At 46.2% G+C, this 16,103-nt stretch carries 13 protein-coding genes and 1 riboswitch; of the genes, 7 read left to right on the forward strand and 6 right to left on the reverse strand.

Translation table 11 applies throughout. The features are described from left to right. Positions 1 to 53: 53 nt before the first annotated feature. On the reverse strand, positions 54 to 254 hold the full coding sequence (locus tag AC58QO_RS25570) for a cold-shock protein (protein ID WP_028555458.1): 201 nt from the start codon (positions 252 to 254) through the stop codon (positions 54 to 56). 223 nt (positions 255 to 477) lie between these two features. Next, positions 478 to 574, forward strand: a riboswitch (purine riboswitch). 58 nt (positions 575 to 632) lie between these two features. Between AC58QO_RS25570 and AC58QO_RS25575 the strand changes: the two genes are divergently transcribed. Next, on the forward strand, positions 633 to 1,997 hold the full coding sequence (locus AC58QO_RS25575) for an 8-oxoguanine deaminase (RefSeq protein WP_497270514.1): 1,365 nt from the start codon (positions 633 to 635) through the stop codon (positions 1,995 to 1,997). 54 nt (positions 1,998 to 2,051) lie between these two features. Here the strand turns inward: AC58QO_RS25575 and AC58QO_RS25580 are convergent, their stop codons facing one another. The 3 genes from AC58QO_RS25580 to AC58QO_RS25590 form a co-directional block, all read right to left on the reverse strand. Continuing rightward, the gene (locus AC58QO_RS25580) at positions 2,052 to 2,405 is read right to left on the reverse strand and encodes a hypothetical protein (protein WP_497270516.1); all 354 of its coding nucleotides are present in this window, start codon (positions 2,403 to 2,405) and stop codon (positions 2,052 to 2,054) included. A 114-nt stretch (positions 2,406 to 2,519) separates the two neighbouring features. Next, the gene (locus tag AC58QO_RS25585) at positions 2,520 to 4,034 is read right to left on the reverse strand and encodes a copper amine oxidase N-terminal domain-containing protein (protein WP_497270518.1); all 1,515 of its coding nucleotides are present in this window, start codon (positions 4,032 to 4,034) and stop codon (positions 2,520 to 2,522) included. A gap of 119 nt (positions 4,035 to 4,153) precedes the next feature. Next, positions 4,154 to 5,926 carry an O-antigen ligase family protein gene (locus AC58QO_RS25590; RefSeq protein WP_497270520.1) on the reverse strand — a complete coding sequence of 591 codons (1,773 nt, stop codon included), beginning with the start codon at positions 5,924 to 5,926 and terminating at the stop codon, positions 4,154 to 4,156. Between the two features lie 163 nt (positions 5,927 to 6,089). Here AC58QO_RS25590 and AC58QO_RS25595 point away from each other — a divergent pair, with 163 nt between their 5' ends. From AC58QO_RS25595 to AC58QO_RS25620, 6 genes are all read left to right on the forward strand, one after another. Then, positions 6,090 to 9,269 (forward strand): S-layer homology domain-containing protein, encoded by a 3,180-nt coding sequence (locus AC58QO_RS25595; protein ID WP_497270522.1) that lies wholly within the window; start codon positions 6,090 to 6,092, stop codon positions 9,267 to 9,269. Positions 9,270 to 9,383: 114 nt separating this feature from the next. Next, entirely contained in the window at positions 9,384 to 9,923 is a 540-nt protein-coding gene (locus tag AC58QO_RS25600; protein ID WP_497270524.1) for an NfeD family membrane protein, read from the forward strand. An 18-nt stretch (positions 9,924 to 9,941) separates the two neighbouring features. Further along, on the forward strand, positions 9,942 to 11,387 hold the full coding sequence (locus AC58QO_RS25605) for a flotillin family protein (protein WP_497270526.1): 1,446 nt from the start codon (positions 9,942 to 9,944) through the stop codon (positions 11,385 to 11,387). A gap of 242 nt (positions 11,388 to 11,629) precedes the next feature. Continuing rightward, positions 11,630 to 13,075: an HD domain-containing phosphohydrolase gene (locus AC58QO_RS25610; protein WP_497270528.1), complete on the forward strand. Its 1,446-nt coding sequence runs from the start codon at positions 11,630 to 11,632 to the stop codon at positions 13,073 to 13,075. A 110-nt stretch (positions 13,076 to 13,185) separates the two neighbouring features. Then, a complete protein-coding gene (locus AC58QO_RS25615) occupies positions 13,186 to 13,521 on the forward strand; it encodes a hypothetical protein (protein WP_497270530.1) in 336 nt (111 codons plus the stop codon). Positions 13,522 to 13,555: 34 nt separating this feature from the next. Beyond that, on the forward strand, positions 13,556 to 14,083 hold the full coding sequence (locus AC58QO_RS25620; RefSeq protein ID WP_497270532.1) for a YfiT family bacillithiol transferase: 528 nt from the start codon (positions 13,556 to 13,558) through the stop codon (positions 14,081 to 14,083). 69 nt (positions 14,084 to 14,152) lie between these two features. On the opposite strand, the gene AC58QO_RS25625 is transcribed toward AC58QO_RS25620, so the two are convergent. Together AC58QO_RS25625 and AC58QO_RS25630 are read right to left on the reverse strand one after the other, a co-directional pair. After that, on the reverse strand, positions 14,153 to 15,478 hold the full coding sequence (locus AC58QO_RS25625; RefSeq protein WP_497270534.1) for a hypothetical protein: 1,326 nt from the start codon (positions 15,476 to 15,478) through the stop codon (positions 14,153 to 14,155). Next, complete coding sequence (locus AC58QO_RS25630) at positions 15,465 to 16,031, reverse strand: RNA polymerase sigma factor (protein ID WP_497270536.1); 567 nt, start codon at positions 16,029 to 16,031, stop codon at positions 15,465 to 15,467. Before AC58QO_RS25630 ends, AC58QO_RS25625 begins: the two co-directional genes overlap by 14 nt. Positions 16,032 to 16,103: the final 72 nt, after the last annotated feature.

Consider the following 16,103-nt stretch of genomic DNA (forward strand, 5'->3'; position numbering starts at 1 on the left):
TTGTCATAATTGACTCTGACGCGCAAGCAGTTAAAGCAATATGTGATGAAGGACTACAGCTTGACTACATTTTCAGCTTGCGGTCCGCGGTTACCTTGAACAACTTCAAATTGCACACGTTGGCCTTCATCCAAGCTTTTGAAACCTTCCCCGGTAATGGCGCTGAAATGAACGAAAACGTCATTGCCGCCTTCCATTTCGATAAAGCCAAACCCTTTTTCTGCGTTAAACCATTTCACCGTACCAGTTTCCATGTGTTCATAAACCTCCAACAATAATTTGTGCCTGCGCTTCTCATCAGCGGAATCAGATTGTTCCGGAGAGCTTGTAAGTCATTAACGCAGCTTTGATAATATATCCATTATTAGGGAAGCTTATTCCACTTTTCAGAAAAAACATCAGAGTTATTTTCAGATTGCGGTACCTATTGACGTTTCCTTAGCTGGTGCTCTATACTATTCCTAAATTTAACAAATGCTTCGCGACAATTTCATAGTTCGTATAACCTCGATAATTCGGTTCGGGGGCTCTACTGGGAACCTAAATCCTAACTACGAACACAATATATGCGTATATTGTGTTTGTGGTTAGGATTTTTTTGGTTCCTTTATTCTATTTTAGGAGGCCGAAAAATGAGTTCAATTTTAATCCGCAATGCCAAAGCGATCGTTACTGTGGACCAAGAAGATCGTGTGCTGGAGCAGGCTGATCTGCTAATTGAAGGGAACCAAATCGTCGATATAGGGAAGGGGTTGTCTCCGAAGGATGCCTCCACCCAAATCATTGATGCATCCAGCATGTTCGTATACCCTGGTCTCATTAATGTCCATCATCACTTGTATCAAACGTTCACACGCAATCTGCCGCAGGTGCAGAAGCTCGAACTGTTCGACTGGCTGCGCTATCTCTACGAGATTTGGAAAGGCCTGACGCCTGACGCTGTTTACCATAGCTCGCTTACAGGTATCGCCGACCTTATGAAAAACGGTTGTACAACCGTTTTTGACCATCATTATGTATTTCCTGAGCAAAATAGCGCCCACTTCATCGATAAACAGTTCGAAGCGGCGGAGCGCTTAGGGATCCGTTTCGTAGCATCACGCGGGTCGATGACGTTAGGCAAAGACCAAGGCGGTCTGCCGCCGATGAGCGTCGTGCAAGACATCCGCACGATCCTCGCGGACAGCGAGCGGCTGATTGATCTCTATCACGACGCCAGCGCAGGCTCGATGCGGCAGGTGGTGCTCGCGCCTTGCTCGCCGTTCAGCGTGTCCGCAGATATCCTGTTGGAATCTGCAAAGCTCGCCAGAGCGAAGGGTGTGCGCCTGCATACGCATCTGGCCGAAACGAAGAACGAGGAGGCTTACACGCTCGAACGATTTGGCATGCGGCCGCTCGCCTACATGGAGAGCCTAGGCTGGTTAGGCTCGGATGTGTGGTACGCGCATGGCATTCATTTCAACGATGCCGAAATGAAGCTGCTCGCACAGACCAAGACAGGTATCGCACACTGTCCGATTTCCAATATGAAGCTTGCCTCTGGCATTGCTAGAGTCCCTGAAATGCTGGAGATGGGCATTCCTGTTGGCCTAGCTGTTGACGGCAGTGCGTCTAACGATGGCTCGAATCTGCTGGAAGAGCTTCGTGTGTCCTATCTGTTACACAGACTGCAATCCAGCGCACAGGCGCCAACGGGCTATGATTTGCTCAAAGTAGCAACGCGAGGCGGGGCTGAGATCTTGGGCAGATCGGATATTGGTTCCCTGGAGATAGGGAAATCGGCTGACTTGTTCATGGTGCGTGTCGATCATATGGACGCCGTAGGAACGCATACGGATGCCAAGTCATGGCTGGGGACGGTTGGGCTCAAGCGAGGAGTTGATTACACCATTGTGAATGGCAGAATGGTCGTGAGGGACGGGAAGTTGACGGGGGCTGACGAGGAAAAGCTCTACACGGAATGCCAAGCTTCCTACCAACGGTTCATCCAGCAATAGTAGAAAAGCTCGCTCCGCTTGGCCATTGAGGGCCTTGAGGAGCGAGCTTTTTGATTAGGCAAGCAGAAGAATGACCAATAGTTCAAAGAGTACGAGCGTAATAATTTGGTTATATTGCGCTGGTGTATAAATCGGTCTGTGGTGCGGGTTATGTCCGTGACCATGATGGTCTACATGAAGATACACGTGGTGACCATCAGCATTAATTAGGACACCTTCATGCGTATGCCCATCGATCGTGGTGATACGGACCTTACGGCCAATATGCGGATGAATCGCGTGCATGATGCCGTCTCTTTTTTGCTTCATCATGTGCTGCCAATTAGGTTCTGCTTGATACACAACATGAGGCCCTTGCTGTCCATGATGGCCTTGATGCCCATGGGGTTGCATAGGATTTGTATACATAAAACGATCACTCCTTCTCGTACGACTGCGTCTTGCAGCAGGCTTTTTGCCTAGGTTCACTACTAGACTATTCAGCTGTTCGAAAAGGGTGATCGCCTATGGGTTATTTCTGTTCTAGTCGCGGTGGATCGTCACGACACGTGTTTCGTCATTGAAGGATACGATACAGCCAAGCTGTTCAGCAATGAAGCGAATTGGTACGTAAGTTGAGCTGTTGGAAAGTGTAGCCGCGCTTTCTAGTTCAGGAACAAATGCGCCATTAACTGTTGCGTTTTTGCTATCCAGCGTTAAAAGAATCGTTTTCCCAGTAACAAAATCCGTAATTGTCACCTGACGCAGCTCGCCGTTCCAACCGACTTCAGCGCCAAGTGTTTCGGAGACGAAGCGTACAGGAACCATCGTTTTGCCATTCGCATCAATAAATGGTTGCGGCGCATCTTCCGTGGCACCTGATCCGTCGGTAGCCATATTGACATCTTTTTTCGTTACTTTCAGATCGTCTTTAAGCATTTTGTACAAAGTGGATTGCTTATCTTGATTAGCAAGTATCCTATATATCGCAGTAGCGTCTAACTTAAGCTGAAGTGCACCAGACGTATTAACTGTGCTCGCCGTAACTGGTTTATTCAAATTCCAAGATTCACTCACATAGGAAATCTTCATCGCGGAAGCGCCATTTTTTGACTCTGTAAGCGGCATGTTGATCGCTAAACTTTGTTTACGAACTTGCTTATCGGCATCGATGTAAACATCCGCTTGAAGTGAAGCATTCGAACTAAACATATCTTTGGTTGGATCTATGGATTCGGCTAATCCCGCTAGATAAGTGTGGATTGGGGAATACACGAAGCCAAGTGTCAGATCCTTATTCGTTAAAAGTTTAAGCGTAATGCTCGTATCTCCCGCTTTAATTTGCTCTTGAATTACAGGGGAAAGCGCATCGTACAACTGGCTAAGCACTTCTTTGAGGCCAGCTTCGTCCGCAAGAACGTTAGCAAGCAGATTTTGCAGAAGGGAAGCCAACTCCGTGCCGCTAAGCTCTACATGGGCTTTTTGCAAAGGAAGCGACTCGCCATTCACTTTATCTGTGGCCGGAGTAATCGAAAGACGAGATGGGTCAGGTGAATTGCCTAAAATAAGACCGATGAGTGCTGGTTTAATCTCAAGTAGTTTGTTGCCGAATTGTTCTTGGATCGCTTTTGGCAGAAACGATAAGAATGAAATATTCGCGCCGCCTAAAAGATCAATTACGATCGGCTTTTGTGCGCCTTGAATGTTTAGGTTTATCTTCGTTCCTTCAGTAGCAACGTTGAATGGAATCGTGCCTTTGCTGTAAACAATTGTTCCGTCCACGGACGTGTGTTGGCTATCTTGCGTTTTTACAGCAAGCTCGACCTTTACATTTTGCAGGGCAGCAAGTGCTGCTTTTTCTTCAGCTGTCAGCTTTGAGGTATCGCCAGGAACAAGTTCAAGCTGCAGTGTGCCTTTGGACTCGGACGACTTCACGCTCGCGCCATTTTGAATGGCTTTTCCCAGTTCCAAGCCTTGTATTGATTGACAACCCGTTAGTGTCAACATCATGATTACCATTGCTGCCGAAATTAACCAAGTCCATTTTTTTGTGTGCATGGGATAATCTACTCCTTAGTTTTAATAGAATTAACGATAAGTCATCGAATGATTATACGCAAGAAGTATTAGAAGGATGCGCTGTGCGGCGAATTTCCTTTGAGGCTGGTCGCTTTCAATTAACGAGTACGCTCCCATTTCTCAAGTTCCGTTTGAATGTCTGCCCGGAAGGGGAACTGCTGCTTAAGCTTCTGAAGCTCAATTGTTGCTTCTTCTTTATTCCCTTGCGCGTAGTTGATTTGGCATCGAAGGAATAACACATGAACATCCTGAGGATTCATAGAAAAAGCGTTGTTAATTTCGTTTGCTGCGCGGTTAAGACTCGTTAAACGATGCGTTTCTAGGTAATCCTTTAATAAGTGATAAGCTATTTTGTAGTGTTGATCTGTTGGTACAAAGGTAAGAGTTGCGCTGCGTTCAAGAAGTTGAATGGCTTTCGTGTCACTAGTTGTGTGTTCCGATTGTGCAGCAAACGCTTCTGACATACTCAGACGGATAAAAGCTAACGAAAATAAGAGAAAGACCAGTGAGACAAGCATGTTTATAAGTCTTTTTGTTTTTTTTACATCGCTGGTAGATTTGGACTCTTCCAATTGCGTGTGACATAATACGCCAAAAACGACCCATAAACCAAATAGCAAAGGAAAGTTGAATGTAAAATCAACTATACTATGAACCAAAAGGCAACCGAATGCAGAAAGGCAACTTACAACCCAAATTCTCGTAGAACCACTTGATTTAAGATAGGAAGATAGAGCTTTCCAAATAAACAGGAAAACAATTGATAAGAATAGCAGCACGCCGATAATTCCGGTCTCAATCCATGTCTCTAACCAATGATTATGTAAATAGAGGACAGTGTATGCAGCCGTTTGATAGCGGTACTGTAAGATGTTCCAAGCGCCACCGCCATAACCTAGTAGAGGAGAGTCCATAATCATTAACCAAGCGTCATGGTAGTAGCCGATACGTGTAGTCCATTCAGAGACATGAGGGCTTATTTGAGTCAAACGATTTAGAGCCATATCATTATTTGCGTAGATCAATGCTCCAGCTAGTACTAAGAGAGTAGTAATTATTGTTAGGAGTATAGTTCTATCCCGCATTTTAGGGATGAAATGCATAAATAAAGCAACGACGAGAACAGAGCATATATATGCCCATTTGGATGATGAAAATGATATAGCACTGGCAATTCCGGCGCCAACAGCTACAGCAACAAGGAAAATGGCTTTTCTATTTCCTTTTCCAAAGGCTAGATATTGAAGCGGAGTAACAATAATAAAAAGAAGTAGAACAGTCCGAGACCCTGTCAGAATGACTCCTGATGTTAGGAGGGAACAAAGCCAGATGTATCGGATTTTGTTTTCTAGAGCGGCTAGCATCGTGGACATGATAAAAGCGGTTAATAGTAATATCCCCCAGGCATTAGCATATTCCAAAGGTCCTTCGAAACGCCCATCTCGAAATTGGTCAATGAGAACACCGCAGATAACCCATGCAGCACATAGGTAGACGAACATTTTAATCAGAACATTTCTATGTTCTTTGGTAAGCTGAGCCGAGATAATGAATAGAGGTATAGCGATTGCAATTCGAAATGATGTTGCCAGTGAGTCTTGTTGATTAATAGCAGGTAAAGTAAGTAAAAAGTTCAAACAAACAAAAGCGGCTAAGCCGTAAAATACAGCATGAGAAGGCATTCTACCTTTAAAAATAATTGCTGCTGCAGATATGTAGAGGCAACCTCCTAGCATTAAGTACTCTGGTTTAAATAGTAGCCCATGCCAGAATAGAGAAATAAATAGGAATGTAAACATCAGGACAAGTGAAATAGAGGAGTGCCAGTTTCGTGTGCTTGTAGATAAGTTTTGTTTTTTTATTTGATTCACAATCGGTATATTCACTCCATCTTGTCAAATTAAGCGAAATTCGAGGCTATGTTCCTATATTTTCATTATAATGGATAGGACTTTGGTATTGTTGAATTTTCCATTTTCTCTTATTATTAGTAGGTAATCATCGATAGGAAACACTACCTGAGGAGGAAGTATTTTGAAATTAAAAAGCAAGTTAACTAGGCGGCTAAAGGAAAGAGCCTCTGCTGCGCTAGTGCTATTACTTTTGGTAAATATATTTACCCCAATTATAGCATCTGCAGCTAGTTTGTTTAATCTACAGTTTGATCCTGTGTCTGGTACGGTGTATGGGTATATTTATTCGGACAAGGCGGCGTTATCGGTAAGTGTAAATGATGCTACATATGGGACAAAGCCAGTAACTCCAAGTAGTATAAACTTTACAAGGATGTTTGGGACTGGCTATTATTATGAGTTGAACGGCTTGGGAAGCGATTCGCTTAAAGGACTTAAGCCTGTTACAGCCGTTGTGTATGAGGGGATCACCCCTGTTTACTCAACGATAAATAATGTGAGTAGTAATGTTTATAACTATAGTGGAGGTAATGTTACTCCTACTCCGCCTACTGGTCTTGTGGCAACTTTTGATCATGGGAGCTGGAGAATTAATTGGGACTTGCTTAATCAGCCGCTTCTCGATGGTATCAAAGAATATCGGAATGGAAAACCGGGTGGTTGGTCTACTGGTGGTTATATTCCAACTCAATGGAATACATCCTATGAGCTTAATAGTGAGCCTGTGGAATTTCAATTGAGCGTAACGGACGTACTTGGTAATGAATCGGCGCTTAGTGAGAAGGTTACACTCGTAGCTGCAACGGAACCAGATGCCTATCACTACACAGGTGTCGTTAATTTTAACGGCGTCGCGGAAGCAAACACAAGGTTTGATGTTAAAAATGCAGATGGTGTTGTTGTTGAAAGTTTTACGTATACGAATCAAGAAATCAAGGGCCAATCAGAACTTGGCCGTTACCGAATCAACGCCAATCAATATGACTATAACTATGTAGGGAAGCGATTAGAATATTATTTCGATTTGCCAGATAATAATTATTCAGTAACGGTTACGAATTCGCAGAATAAAATCTTCCAACTGACATCTTATGTTTCTAATAATGCTGCATATGTTGACTATGATGGTCTCTTTGCTCAAGTATATCACCCAGAGGTAAATATGAGTGGTAATTTTACAACCTTGCCAATCATGTTTACGAATTTAGATGCAGGTCATTGGTACGCACCTAATGAAGAAATTGTAAGGTTTACACCCACAAATGGTACTGGAAATCGTTTGGATATAGACTTTCCCTACGATAGTTGGCCGTTGTACGGAGTGGGGGCACATAATACAACGACTATTCAAAATGCAAATTTGATTGGTTCTGATTTAAAGCTTATAAAAGTTTCAGATCAATCCGAAGTTGGTATTACCAACTTGACTCATAACCCTTCTTTTTCTAATGAAGTAGTTACTAATACTTCAGTAGTAAATGGTAGCGGAGGCGGTGGTGGCGCTATTGCAACTACAACTGCAACTGCAGTAACTAGTACTGGGGACAGTTATGTACGACCGCAATTACTATCACTTGTACTAAATAAAGCTTTAGACCCTAATGAACAATATGTACTAAAAATGTCTTCTTCAAGCGGGTCCAATGAAATTAGATTACCGCTATGGGGAGGAAGTGGATTTAGTGCTGCAATGTCACTTTCAGTAAACAGTATTTATAATTATCCATATATATTCTCTGGTAACATGATTGACAATTACTCAACTGAACGAACTATTAATATTCTGCCAGCAGGAACGCTAGATGCTAATGCGGCTGCGGCCGTAACAGCCAAAATCACAGCTCTGCCAGCTACTTCAAGCTTAGTGGTAGCTAATGAAACAGCTGTAAATGCAGCTAAAGCAGCGTTTGATCTACTTACTACAGCTCAAAAGGCGTTTGTAAGTTCAGAGAATCAAACCAAACTGACGAATGCTATTGCTAAGATAGCGGAATTAAAAGCAGCTGCTAAACCTCCTGGCGGCGGTGGGTTTTTCATGGACAATTCACCGAAACCATCCGATGACGGTGCCACGGTGGATACAAGCAAGTATCTTACGAAAGAAAAAGGCACTGATGGTAAAGAGGTTTCGCGCGTACAACTGGATTCGGATGTATTTACAAAGGCTCTTGATGTGATCAAAGGCAACGATAACGACCACCAAACCATCACATTGGATGCGACAGGCACACAAGCTGGGGCCAAAATCGATATCCCAGCAGCATCTTTGGTGGAAGCGATGAAAGCGAACTCGAACATCGTTATTTCCATTCAGTCTGATGCCGGTACGTATCAGGTGCCCGTTAGCATTTTCAAAGACATCGCGAATCAATTAAATAAGGATCTTAAAGATGTGAAAGTGACGATTTCCGTGACGCAGGCTTCGGAGAAGTCATATCAAGCACTTCAACAAGCGAATCCAACGATCCAAACGTTAATCGCAAATCCGATTGAATTTACAATTACAGCAGAGTCAGGTTCTACGAAGGTAGAATTGAATGATTTCTCAGGCACCTATGTGGAACGGAAAATTATCGTACCAGCTACGGTAGATGGCGATGCAACCGTTGTTTCATTCGACTCGGTAACAGGTAAAATGACATTCATTCCTGCAGTAGTGTCACATGTTAATGGCAAAAGTGAAATCACCATCAAGTCGCCGCATAACAGCATGTACACGCTAGTAAAGTTAGACAAATCATTTAGTGATATCAGCACACACTGGGCGAAAGCGGACATTGAATTGCTAGCTTCCAAGTTCGTTGTACAAGGAATGAGCGAAACCACTTTTGCACCTGATCAACGTGTAACACGTGCACAATTCGCATCTATGCTGGTAACCGCATTAGCTTTAAGTCCAGATCCGAAGTCATCCGCTTCTTTTACAGATGTAAAAAGTGATGATTGGTTTGCAGGCGCTGTGGGTACAGCAGCTAAATTAGGACTTGTTGAAGGAAACAGTGCTGGGGAATTCGCTCCTAATGCGGACATTACAAGAGAGCAAATGGCCGTGATGATTTCTCGGGCGTTGAAGCTTTCAGGTAAAGATGTAAAGTCAACACTGGCTCAAGACAAGTTGTCTAGTTTTGTTGATAGCAGCTCAATCAGCGCATGGGCAACATCGGCAGTGGTGCAATCACTTGCAGCTAATATAGTCAATGGACTGACAGATCAATCGTTTGGACCTAAAGACAGTGCGACGAGAGCTCAAGCAACAGTTATGTTAAAAAGGTTCTTACAGTTTGCAGAATTTATAAACTAATATAGAGTCAAAAATCCACCTACTTAACTTAAAGTAGGTGGATTTTTTTGTACAAACATGAAGCGAAACCTTTTATTACCAATTTCGTCTATATTTATGTGGGAGGTAAAGCCGATGTTAACGTTGTTTATTGTTTGTTTTTTTGTAGGACTTGTACTTACGTTGCTCATCACAATCTTCGGTGTGGACAGCTTCGAGCTGCACGGCGATGCGGGCGGTACGCATGGACACGGGCATAGCGGCCCATCTTGGTTCAATATGTCCTCGCTGCTCGCGGGCCTGACGGTGTTCGGGGGCATGGGGTACATCCTTAACAAGGTTGGCATGACGAGTGGTTTACTCATTCTTCTCCTTGCCATTGCTGCCGGAATTATGATGGCGTGGCTCTTCTTTCTTTTGTACGCCAAGGTCATTTATAAGCACGATGACAGCATGAAGGAGAGCGATTTTGAGCTCAGCGGTCAGTTGGGAAAGCTTACAGTTCCGATTATCAGAAAAGGTATTGGTGAAATGGTCTATGTGCTCCAAGGAACCACACGCTCCATCAGTGTTCGTTCCGAGAACGGAGAGTCCCTGGCGAAAGGGACGAAGGTTGTTATTTTGAACATGAGCAAGGGTGTTGCAACGGTGACGGAATTTAGTGAATTTGAATGATGGGGAGGTACGGCAAATATGATGTATTCTGTGCTTATCATGGTAGTTGCTATTGTGGCTGTTGTTTTTATCTTACTGGCTTCGATTGTCAAAGCGTATAAGAAAGTGCCGCCGAATGAAGCAATGATCGTGTACGGTTTAGGGGGCAAAAGGGTTGTGCAAGGCGGGGGGACGTTCGTGATCCCAGGCTTTCAGAGCTACAAAACGATCTCCATGATGCTTACGAGTTTTGATGTGAAACCAGATCAGCCGATGTTCTCGCTGCAAGGTATTCGTCTCAAAATCGAAGCTGTGGCTCAGATCAAAATCCAGAGTGATCCCATCGCGATCGCAACCGCCTCTGAGCAATTTCTCGATCATACGATGGCGGAGCGGGAAGCGATGATTTTGCATTCCGTAGAAGGACATTTACGGGGGTTAGTCGGGCAATTGACGGTAGAATCCATTCTCAAGAATCCTGATGAGCTTAACAGCAAGATGAGGGAGACGTGTTCTGAGGATCTGGATAAAATGGGGCTCAACCTCATTTCCTTCGTGCTGAAGCGGGTAGCGGATGATCAGGGCTACATCGAGAACTTGGGTGTACCTGAGGTAGAGCGGATTCGCAAAAGCGCTAGCATTGCCAAAGCTGAAGTGGAGCGAGATATTCAAATTCGGAAGGCGGATACGGAGAAGGAGTCGGCCATTCGCAAGGCGGAAGCGCATCAGTTGACGATTGAAGCAGAGAGTGCCGCGTCGGCGAAGGAGGCTCAGTACCGCAAGGAGCTCAGCATGAAGGAAGCCGAGTTCAAGCAGGAGACGACGAGTCGTCAGGCGGAAGCAGATTTGGCCTATGAATTGAAGCAAAAGCAAATTCAACAGCTGCTCGTGACGGAACAGGTACGTATCCGTCAGATGGAAGCAGAGGCGAATAAAACCGTTCGCCAAATCGAGGTCGAGCTGAAGCAGAAGGAGCTCGAGGCTTCGGTCATTAAGCCAGCCGAAGCGGAGAAGCTGGCGGCTATCATGCGCGCCGAGGTGAGCAAGCAGCGGCAAATTCTTGAAGCCGAAGCGGATGCGGAGTCGACGAGAAAGCGCGGCGAAGCCACGGCGGAAGCGGAGCTTGCCAAAGGGAAGGCGAACGCCGAGGTCGTGCGTCTAGCGGGGCTTGCGGAAGCGGAGGCGCTGGAGAAAAAAGCCGAGGCCTACAAGCAGTACACGCAGGCTGCGGTGACGGTGGAAATTCTCCGCATCCTGCCGGAGCTGGCGGAGAAAATTGCGGCACCGCTAAGCAACGTGGACAAAATCACCGTTATCTCGCAGGACGGTTCGACGTCCGGCGTGAATCGCATCACCGGCGATATCGCCAAAATGATCGCGCAGGTGCCGGAAATCACTCAGACGCTCACGGGCAAAAGCGTGACCGATTTGGCCCGCGCGTTTCTCGGGACGGATGCTGACCCGACGTTGAAGCGGGAGGGGTAGGGATGTTGCCCCGCGACCGACTTTAAGACCCTGAAAGGGCCTTAAAGCCCCAGACACGCGCCAAACAACCCAAGCCACACTCTGAACTATAGAGTGTGGCTTTTCTTTTGCCAGAATAGCTAGCAAGCTAGTCGATTCTAATAGAGTTATCGAGCGAACATTGCCAGATTACGGTACAATAGTGGTGATGCGAGGGTACTTCGCAGTGAGGATAGTTTCTGCGTGATCTGTTGCGAAATTATATGATGGGTTCGGGGATTGCAGTGCTTGTTGTAGGCGGGGTTATTATTTCGACGACGCTCACGATTTCAGGCGTTGAAATGTTTCGTGTTTTTATTATCATGATTTCTTCGTTATGCGTGATGATGCTTGCCGAGTTTGTGGTGTTTAGAAGGCACATTAGGCCTATACGCAAAATGATAGGTCAGGAGACGCCGTCTCTGGCGACGATTCGTGCGGCCTACTTACAGACACATCGCTTTCCTGCGTTGTCGGTGATGCGGATCATGGGGCCGCACTTTCTGGGGCTATCTATTCCTGCTATGACCATAGCAAGCGTAGGGATTGCGTGGGGTTGGTTGACGCTGCCTGCTTTTTATGTCGGGCTGGCGGGCATAGGGGCCGTATTGATTGCTAGTATGCATGCTTTGCTTGAGTTTTTTACGACGGCGCAAGCCATTAGGCCTATGCTGATACATATACGCGAGCTGGGTCAGCGGCTTTATGGGGAAGACGTCTCGTTGGATGGACGCGTCATTGTGTCGATTCAGCGAAAGTTTCAGCTTAGTGCGTTTCTGATTGGCACGATGCCGCTTTTTCTTTTTAGCTTAGCAACGCAAATTCGGTTGAGCACAAGCGTGGATTCCTCGCAGCTGATCGCGGATTATTGGAAATGGGCGGCGATAATTCTGCTGCTTGGCGTCGGTTTCTCCTCCTTAGGTGCTCGCATGCTGGCCAGTGATATTCAACAGCCGATTGAGGATTTACATCGCGTGATGAAGCAAGTTCAATCAGGTGATCTTAAAGTAAGGGCCTCTGACTTATACTCGGATGAGTTTTCGAGGTTGTTTGCGGGCTTTAACCATATGGTGAAAGGGCTCGATGCCCGTGAAAAAATGAATAATCAGCTCCTCCAGAGCTATTACGCTACACTTGCAGCAGCTCTCGATGCTCGAGATGCCTACACGGCAGGGCATTCAACGCGCGTTGCCAAGTACTCCTTGCTGATCGGACGAGCAGTGGACCTGAGCGAGCAGGAGCTCGATTGGTTGAACAAAACAGCGCTGCTCCACGATATCGGCAAAATCGGCGTGCGCGATGCGGTCTTACTCAAGGATGGCCGATTAACCGAAGAGGAGTTCGAGCAGATCAAGCTTCACCCGGATCTCGGTGAGTCGATTTTGAAGCAAATTGAGCCTGCTGAGGCGATGGCTCCTTTGCTTCCAGGCGTGCGCTCGCATCACGAGCGCTACGATGGCGCTGGATATCCGGATGGCCTGAAGGGCCAGGATATCCCTGTGTTCGGCCGCATCATTGCGGTAGCGGATGCGTTTGATGCGATGACGTCCGATCGGCCTTATCGGAAGGGAATGCCTGTCGAGAAGGCGATGGCCATTCTCGCGGAAGGAAAGGGGACCCAGTGGGATCCCCGTTTTGTTCAGGGCTTTATGGATGCGTACAAAGCTTAGTTGCTATAGGGTAGACAGGGTTTGAGCGCAGGGGAGTAGGGGATGTGTGGCTTACAATGAAAATTCAATAAATGTTAATTTGCAAACTACTAGTGAAACAGAGGTGTTTGATGAGGAAAACAAACATAACTTTTATTATTTTGCTATTAGTAATTTTATTGCCTGTCTCTTATATAATGTACGGCCATTTAATATATAAACTAGACAAAAAGAAGGGAAGAACCGCTGTAGAAGAATATTTCAATAAATTTAAATGCTCTTATACAATTGAAAACATTTACGAATATCGTGTGGGTTCATGGATTGCTGGTTATACAAATGGCTACTTTTATGAAGTGAAAGGTTGTGACGGAGATCAGCGTAGAGTTTTTTTTAATACAGGAACAAGGGATTTAATACTAAATAATCCTGACAATTCAGCCTTAGTAATTAAAAAAATAAAATAATTTTTACTTAATAGCAACCAAGGAGGATGGTCACATGGATAAATTACGCTTCCCGATCGGATTGTTTGAGCACGAAGGTGAGGTGTCGGAGTCACAACTCCGCGCATGGATGGATGACATCGAGTTGATACCAAGCAGATTGCGTGAAGCCGTCGCGGGGCTCTCGGACGAGCAGCTGGACACGCCGTATCGCCCTGGAGGGTGGACGCTGCGTCAGGTGGTGCATCACGTCGCAGACAGCCATATGAACAGCTACATACGGTTCAAATTGGCACTGACAGAAGACAAGCCGACGATTCGGCCGTATTACGAGGATCGCTGGGCGGAGCTTAGCGACGGGAAGTCCGCGCCTGTAGAGCTGTCGCTTGCACTGCTAGACGCGCTGCACAGCCGTTGGATGATCCTTCTGCGCGACATGCAGCATGAGCAGTTTGCCCGCACATTCGTACATCCCGAGTCGGGGAATACAATTCGATTGGATTGGCATGTAGGCAACTACGCGTGGCATGGCAATCATCATATAGCTCATATCACAAGCTTACGGGATCGCAAAGGCTGGTAACCGCCAGCGCAGCAGCCGAAACCGCAATAAAACCCGCTAGGTCGATGTCGACTTAGCGGGTTTTGCAGTTTAGCGAGACTTGGCATACTCTTCCACTTGAGGACCCGCAGATCCTTTAGCGCTCACGATCCCAGCCTCAGGTGATAAATAGCGCCCAACCTTGTCGATCCATTCCTGGACGTAGTGATCGGTGGCCCATTGTGCCATGACGAGCTGCTCGCCAGGTTGTAGATCTAGGGTAAGTTGAGGAATACTGCCGGGCGCCTGCCCGTAGGAGTAGAATTTGAGCTTATCCCCTTCAAAGATGACGAGCATATCATCCAACGGCGACGTTAGCGCATCTGTGGCTTGCGGCCACGAAGACTTGAGATTGCTCCAGGAACAGCAGATATCGTCATGATTGACGACCTTATCCGGCAGCTCGCGAGGGAAATCGCGAAGCACATAGCGATCTGGTGCTGACGCACTAGTGCGAGTTGTTTCGGCAACTTTGCCTACCCACTTGCCGGGCTCACGCTGTACCGTCCAGCTCTGACCAGAAACCTCACTAAGGGCATTGTCTCCGACTCTGGACATTGAAGCAAGCTCATTATTCAAACTTGTGCCAAAGACATCCATAATGGACACATGGTTCTTGTCCACCGGCTTTTTGTAGAATTGCAGGGTGCGTGCTTCCCTCAGCTGTGGGAGTGTACGCACCCAGATGCGATCTGCATGATAAGGTGCATTCCCATTCCAAGCCTCCTCGGACTCTGCGATGGAGACATATTGGTTGCCTGCAAACAACAGTGTTTCAACGCGATTGAACTCTTGATCCTCTGGATTTGTGAAGCGCTCAGTCTTAACTGGCTGATCCGCCAAATGAGCAGATAAATAATGAGACTCACCCTTGCTTGTTGTTTGCGTGAGAGAGTCGATTTTCCAAAAATTTTGCTTATACGGCATCAGAATGCCTGTTCCTTCGGAGGTCTTCTCTAATTGCCCCCGAACAGGTGCTATGAGCATCGTTCGATAGGTGCTGTAGCGAAGGGGGGATAGCGCACGTCCTGGGACGCCTTTGGCAGGCTCATGCTCCGTGCGCAGTCCAATTAGCAGCGCTGTATTAATGGGAGCAGGAGGAGGCGTAGATACCGTTACCGCCGCACTCATTAGCTTCCCTTCGAGAGCAGCTGCTTCGCTTTGCGTATGCATGGTGTGCCATGGGAAAAGAAGAACGACAGCTAAGACAGTACCTAAACCAGCGACACAGAGAAGAGGCTTCGCCTTGGACTTGTTTCGCTCCTTGTGTCGAATCGTTTCCTCGATGTCATGCTGAAGCTTGGAGGTGAACCCCTTCTGCTGAAGGGGGCCATCTTCCAATTGCTTCTGGAAGTCATCCGGCTCAGGAGTTTTCAAGCGCTTCACGCTCCTTCAGACTAAGAACCTTAAGTCTGGCGTGGTGAAGCCTGGATTTAACCGTTCCTTCCGAGATGGCTAGAATCGCTGCCATTTCTTTGGTGGTCATCTGATAATGCGCATGAAGGATTAAAATTTCTCTATATTTTGCGGATAAAGACATGACTTTTTGCCAAATTTCACTTGCATATAAATTCTCGACCGCTTCGGTTTCTGCCGAGTTGGCAGTTCCTCCCGATTGGACGAAGCCGACAAGGGTTACCTTGCGCCAAAAAGCTTTGCGCAAATAATCATAAGCAGTATTGCGAGTTATGGTAAGCAACCAAGTTTTGACCGCAGCTTCACCACGGAAAGTTGTCAGATTGCGATATACTTTTAAGAAAGCATCCTGTGCAATGTCGTCGGCTGCATCTTTATTGCGACAAATGCTAAATGCGTAATTCCACACATCATTCCCGTAGGTTTCCATCAAATTACGAAGGATCACCTTCTGATCTGTTGTTTCTGCGATGTACTTCAAATAATCAAATACATGGACACCGGTCGTTTCCAATTCTCTCACCTCTCCTATATAGACGCATGAAGTCGCGAAAAGTTCATCAACTCCAATAGAAACTTTACCCAT

It is taken from the genome of Paenibacillus sp. J31R30 (assembly GCF_059692115.1).

Coding starts and splice junctions, on each gene's coding strand:
- AC58QO_RS25570 (WP_028555458.1), bottom strand. CDS start 254: ATGGAAACTGGTACGGTGAAATGGTTTAACGCAGAAAAAGGGTTTGGC.
- AC58QO_RS25575 (WP_497270514.1), top strand. CDS start 633: ATGAGTTCAATTTTAATCCGCAATGCCAAAGCGATCGTTACTGTGGAC.
- AC58QO_RS25580 (WP_497270516.1), bottom strand. CDS start 2,405: ATGTATACAAATCCTATGCAACCCCATGGGCATCAAGGCCATCATGGA.
- AC58QO_RS25585 (WP_497270518.1), bottom strand. CDS start 4,034: ATGCACACAAAAAAATGGACTTGGTTAATTTCGGCAGCAATGGTAATC.
- AC58QO_RS25600 (WP_497270524.1), top strand. CDS start 9,384: ATGTTAACGTTGTTTATTGTTTGTTTTTTTGTAGGACTTGTACTTACG.
- AC58QO_RS25605 (WP_497270526.1), top strand. CDS start 9,942: ATGATGTATTCTGTGCTTATCATGGTAGTTGCTATTGTGGCTGTTGTT.
- AC58QO_RS25610 (WP_497270528.1), top strand. CDS start 11,630: ATGATGGGTTCGGGGATTGCAGTGCTTGTTGTAGGCGGGGTTATTATT.
- AC58QO_RS25615 (WP_497270530.1), top strand. CDS start 13,186: ATGAGGAAAACAAACATAACTTTTATTATTTTGCTATTAGTAATTTTA.
- AC58QO_RS25620 (WP_497270532.1), top strand. CDS start 13,556: ATGGATAAATTACGCTTCCCGATCGGATTGTTTGAGCACGAAGGTGAG.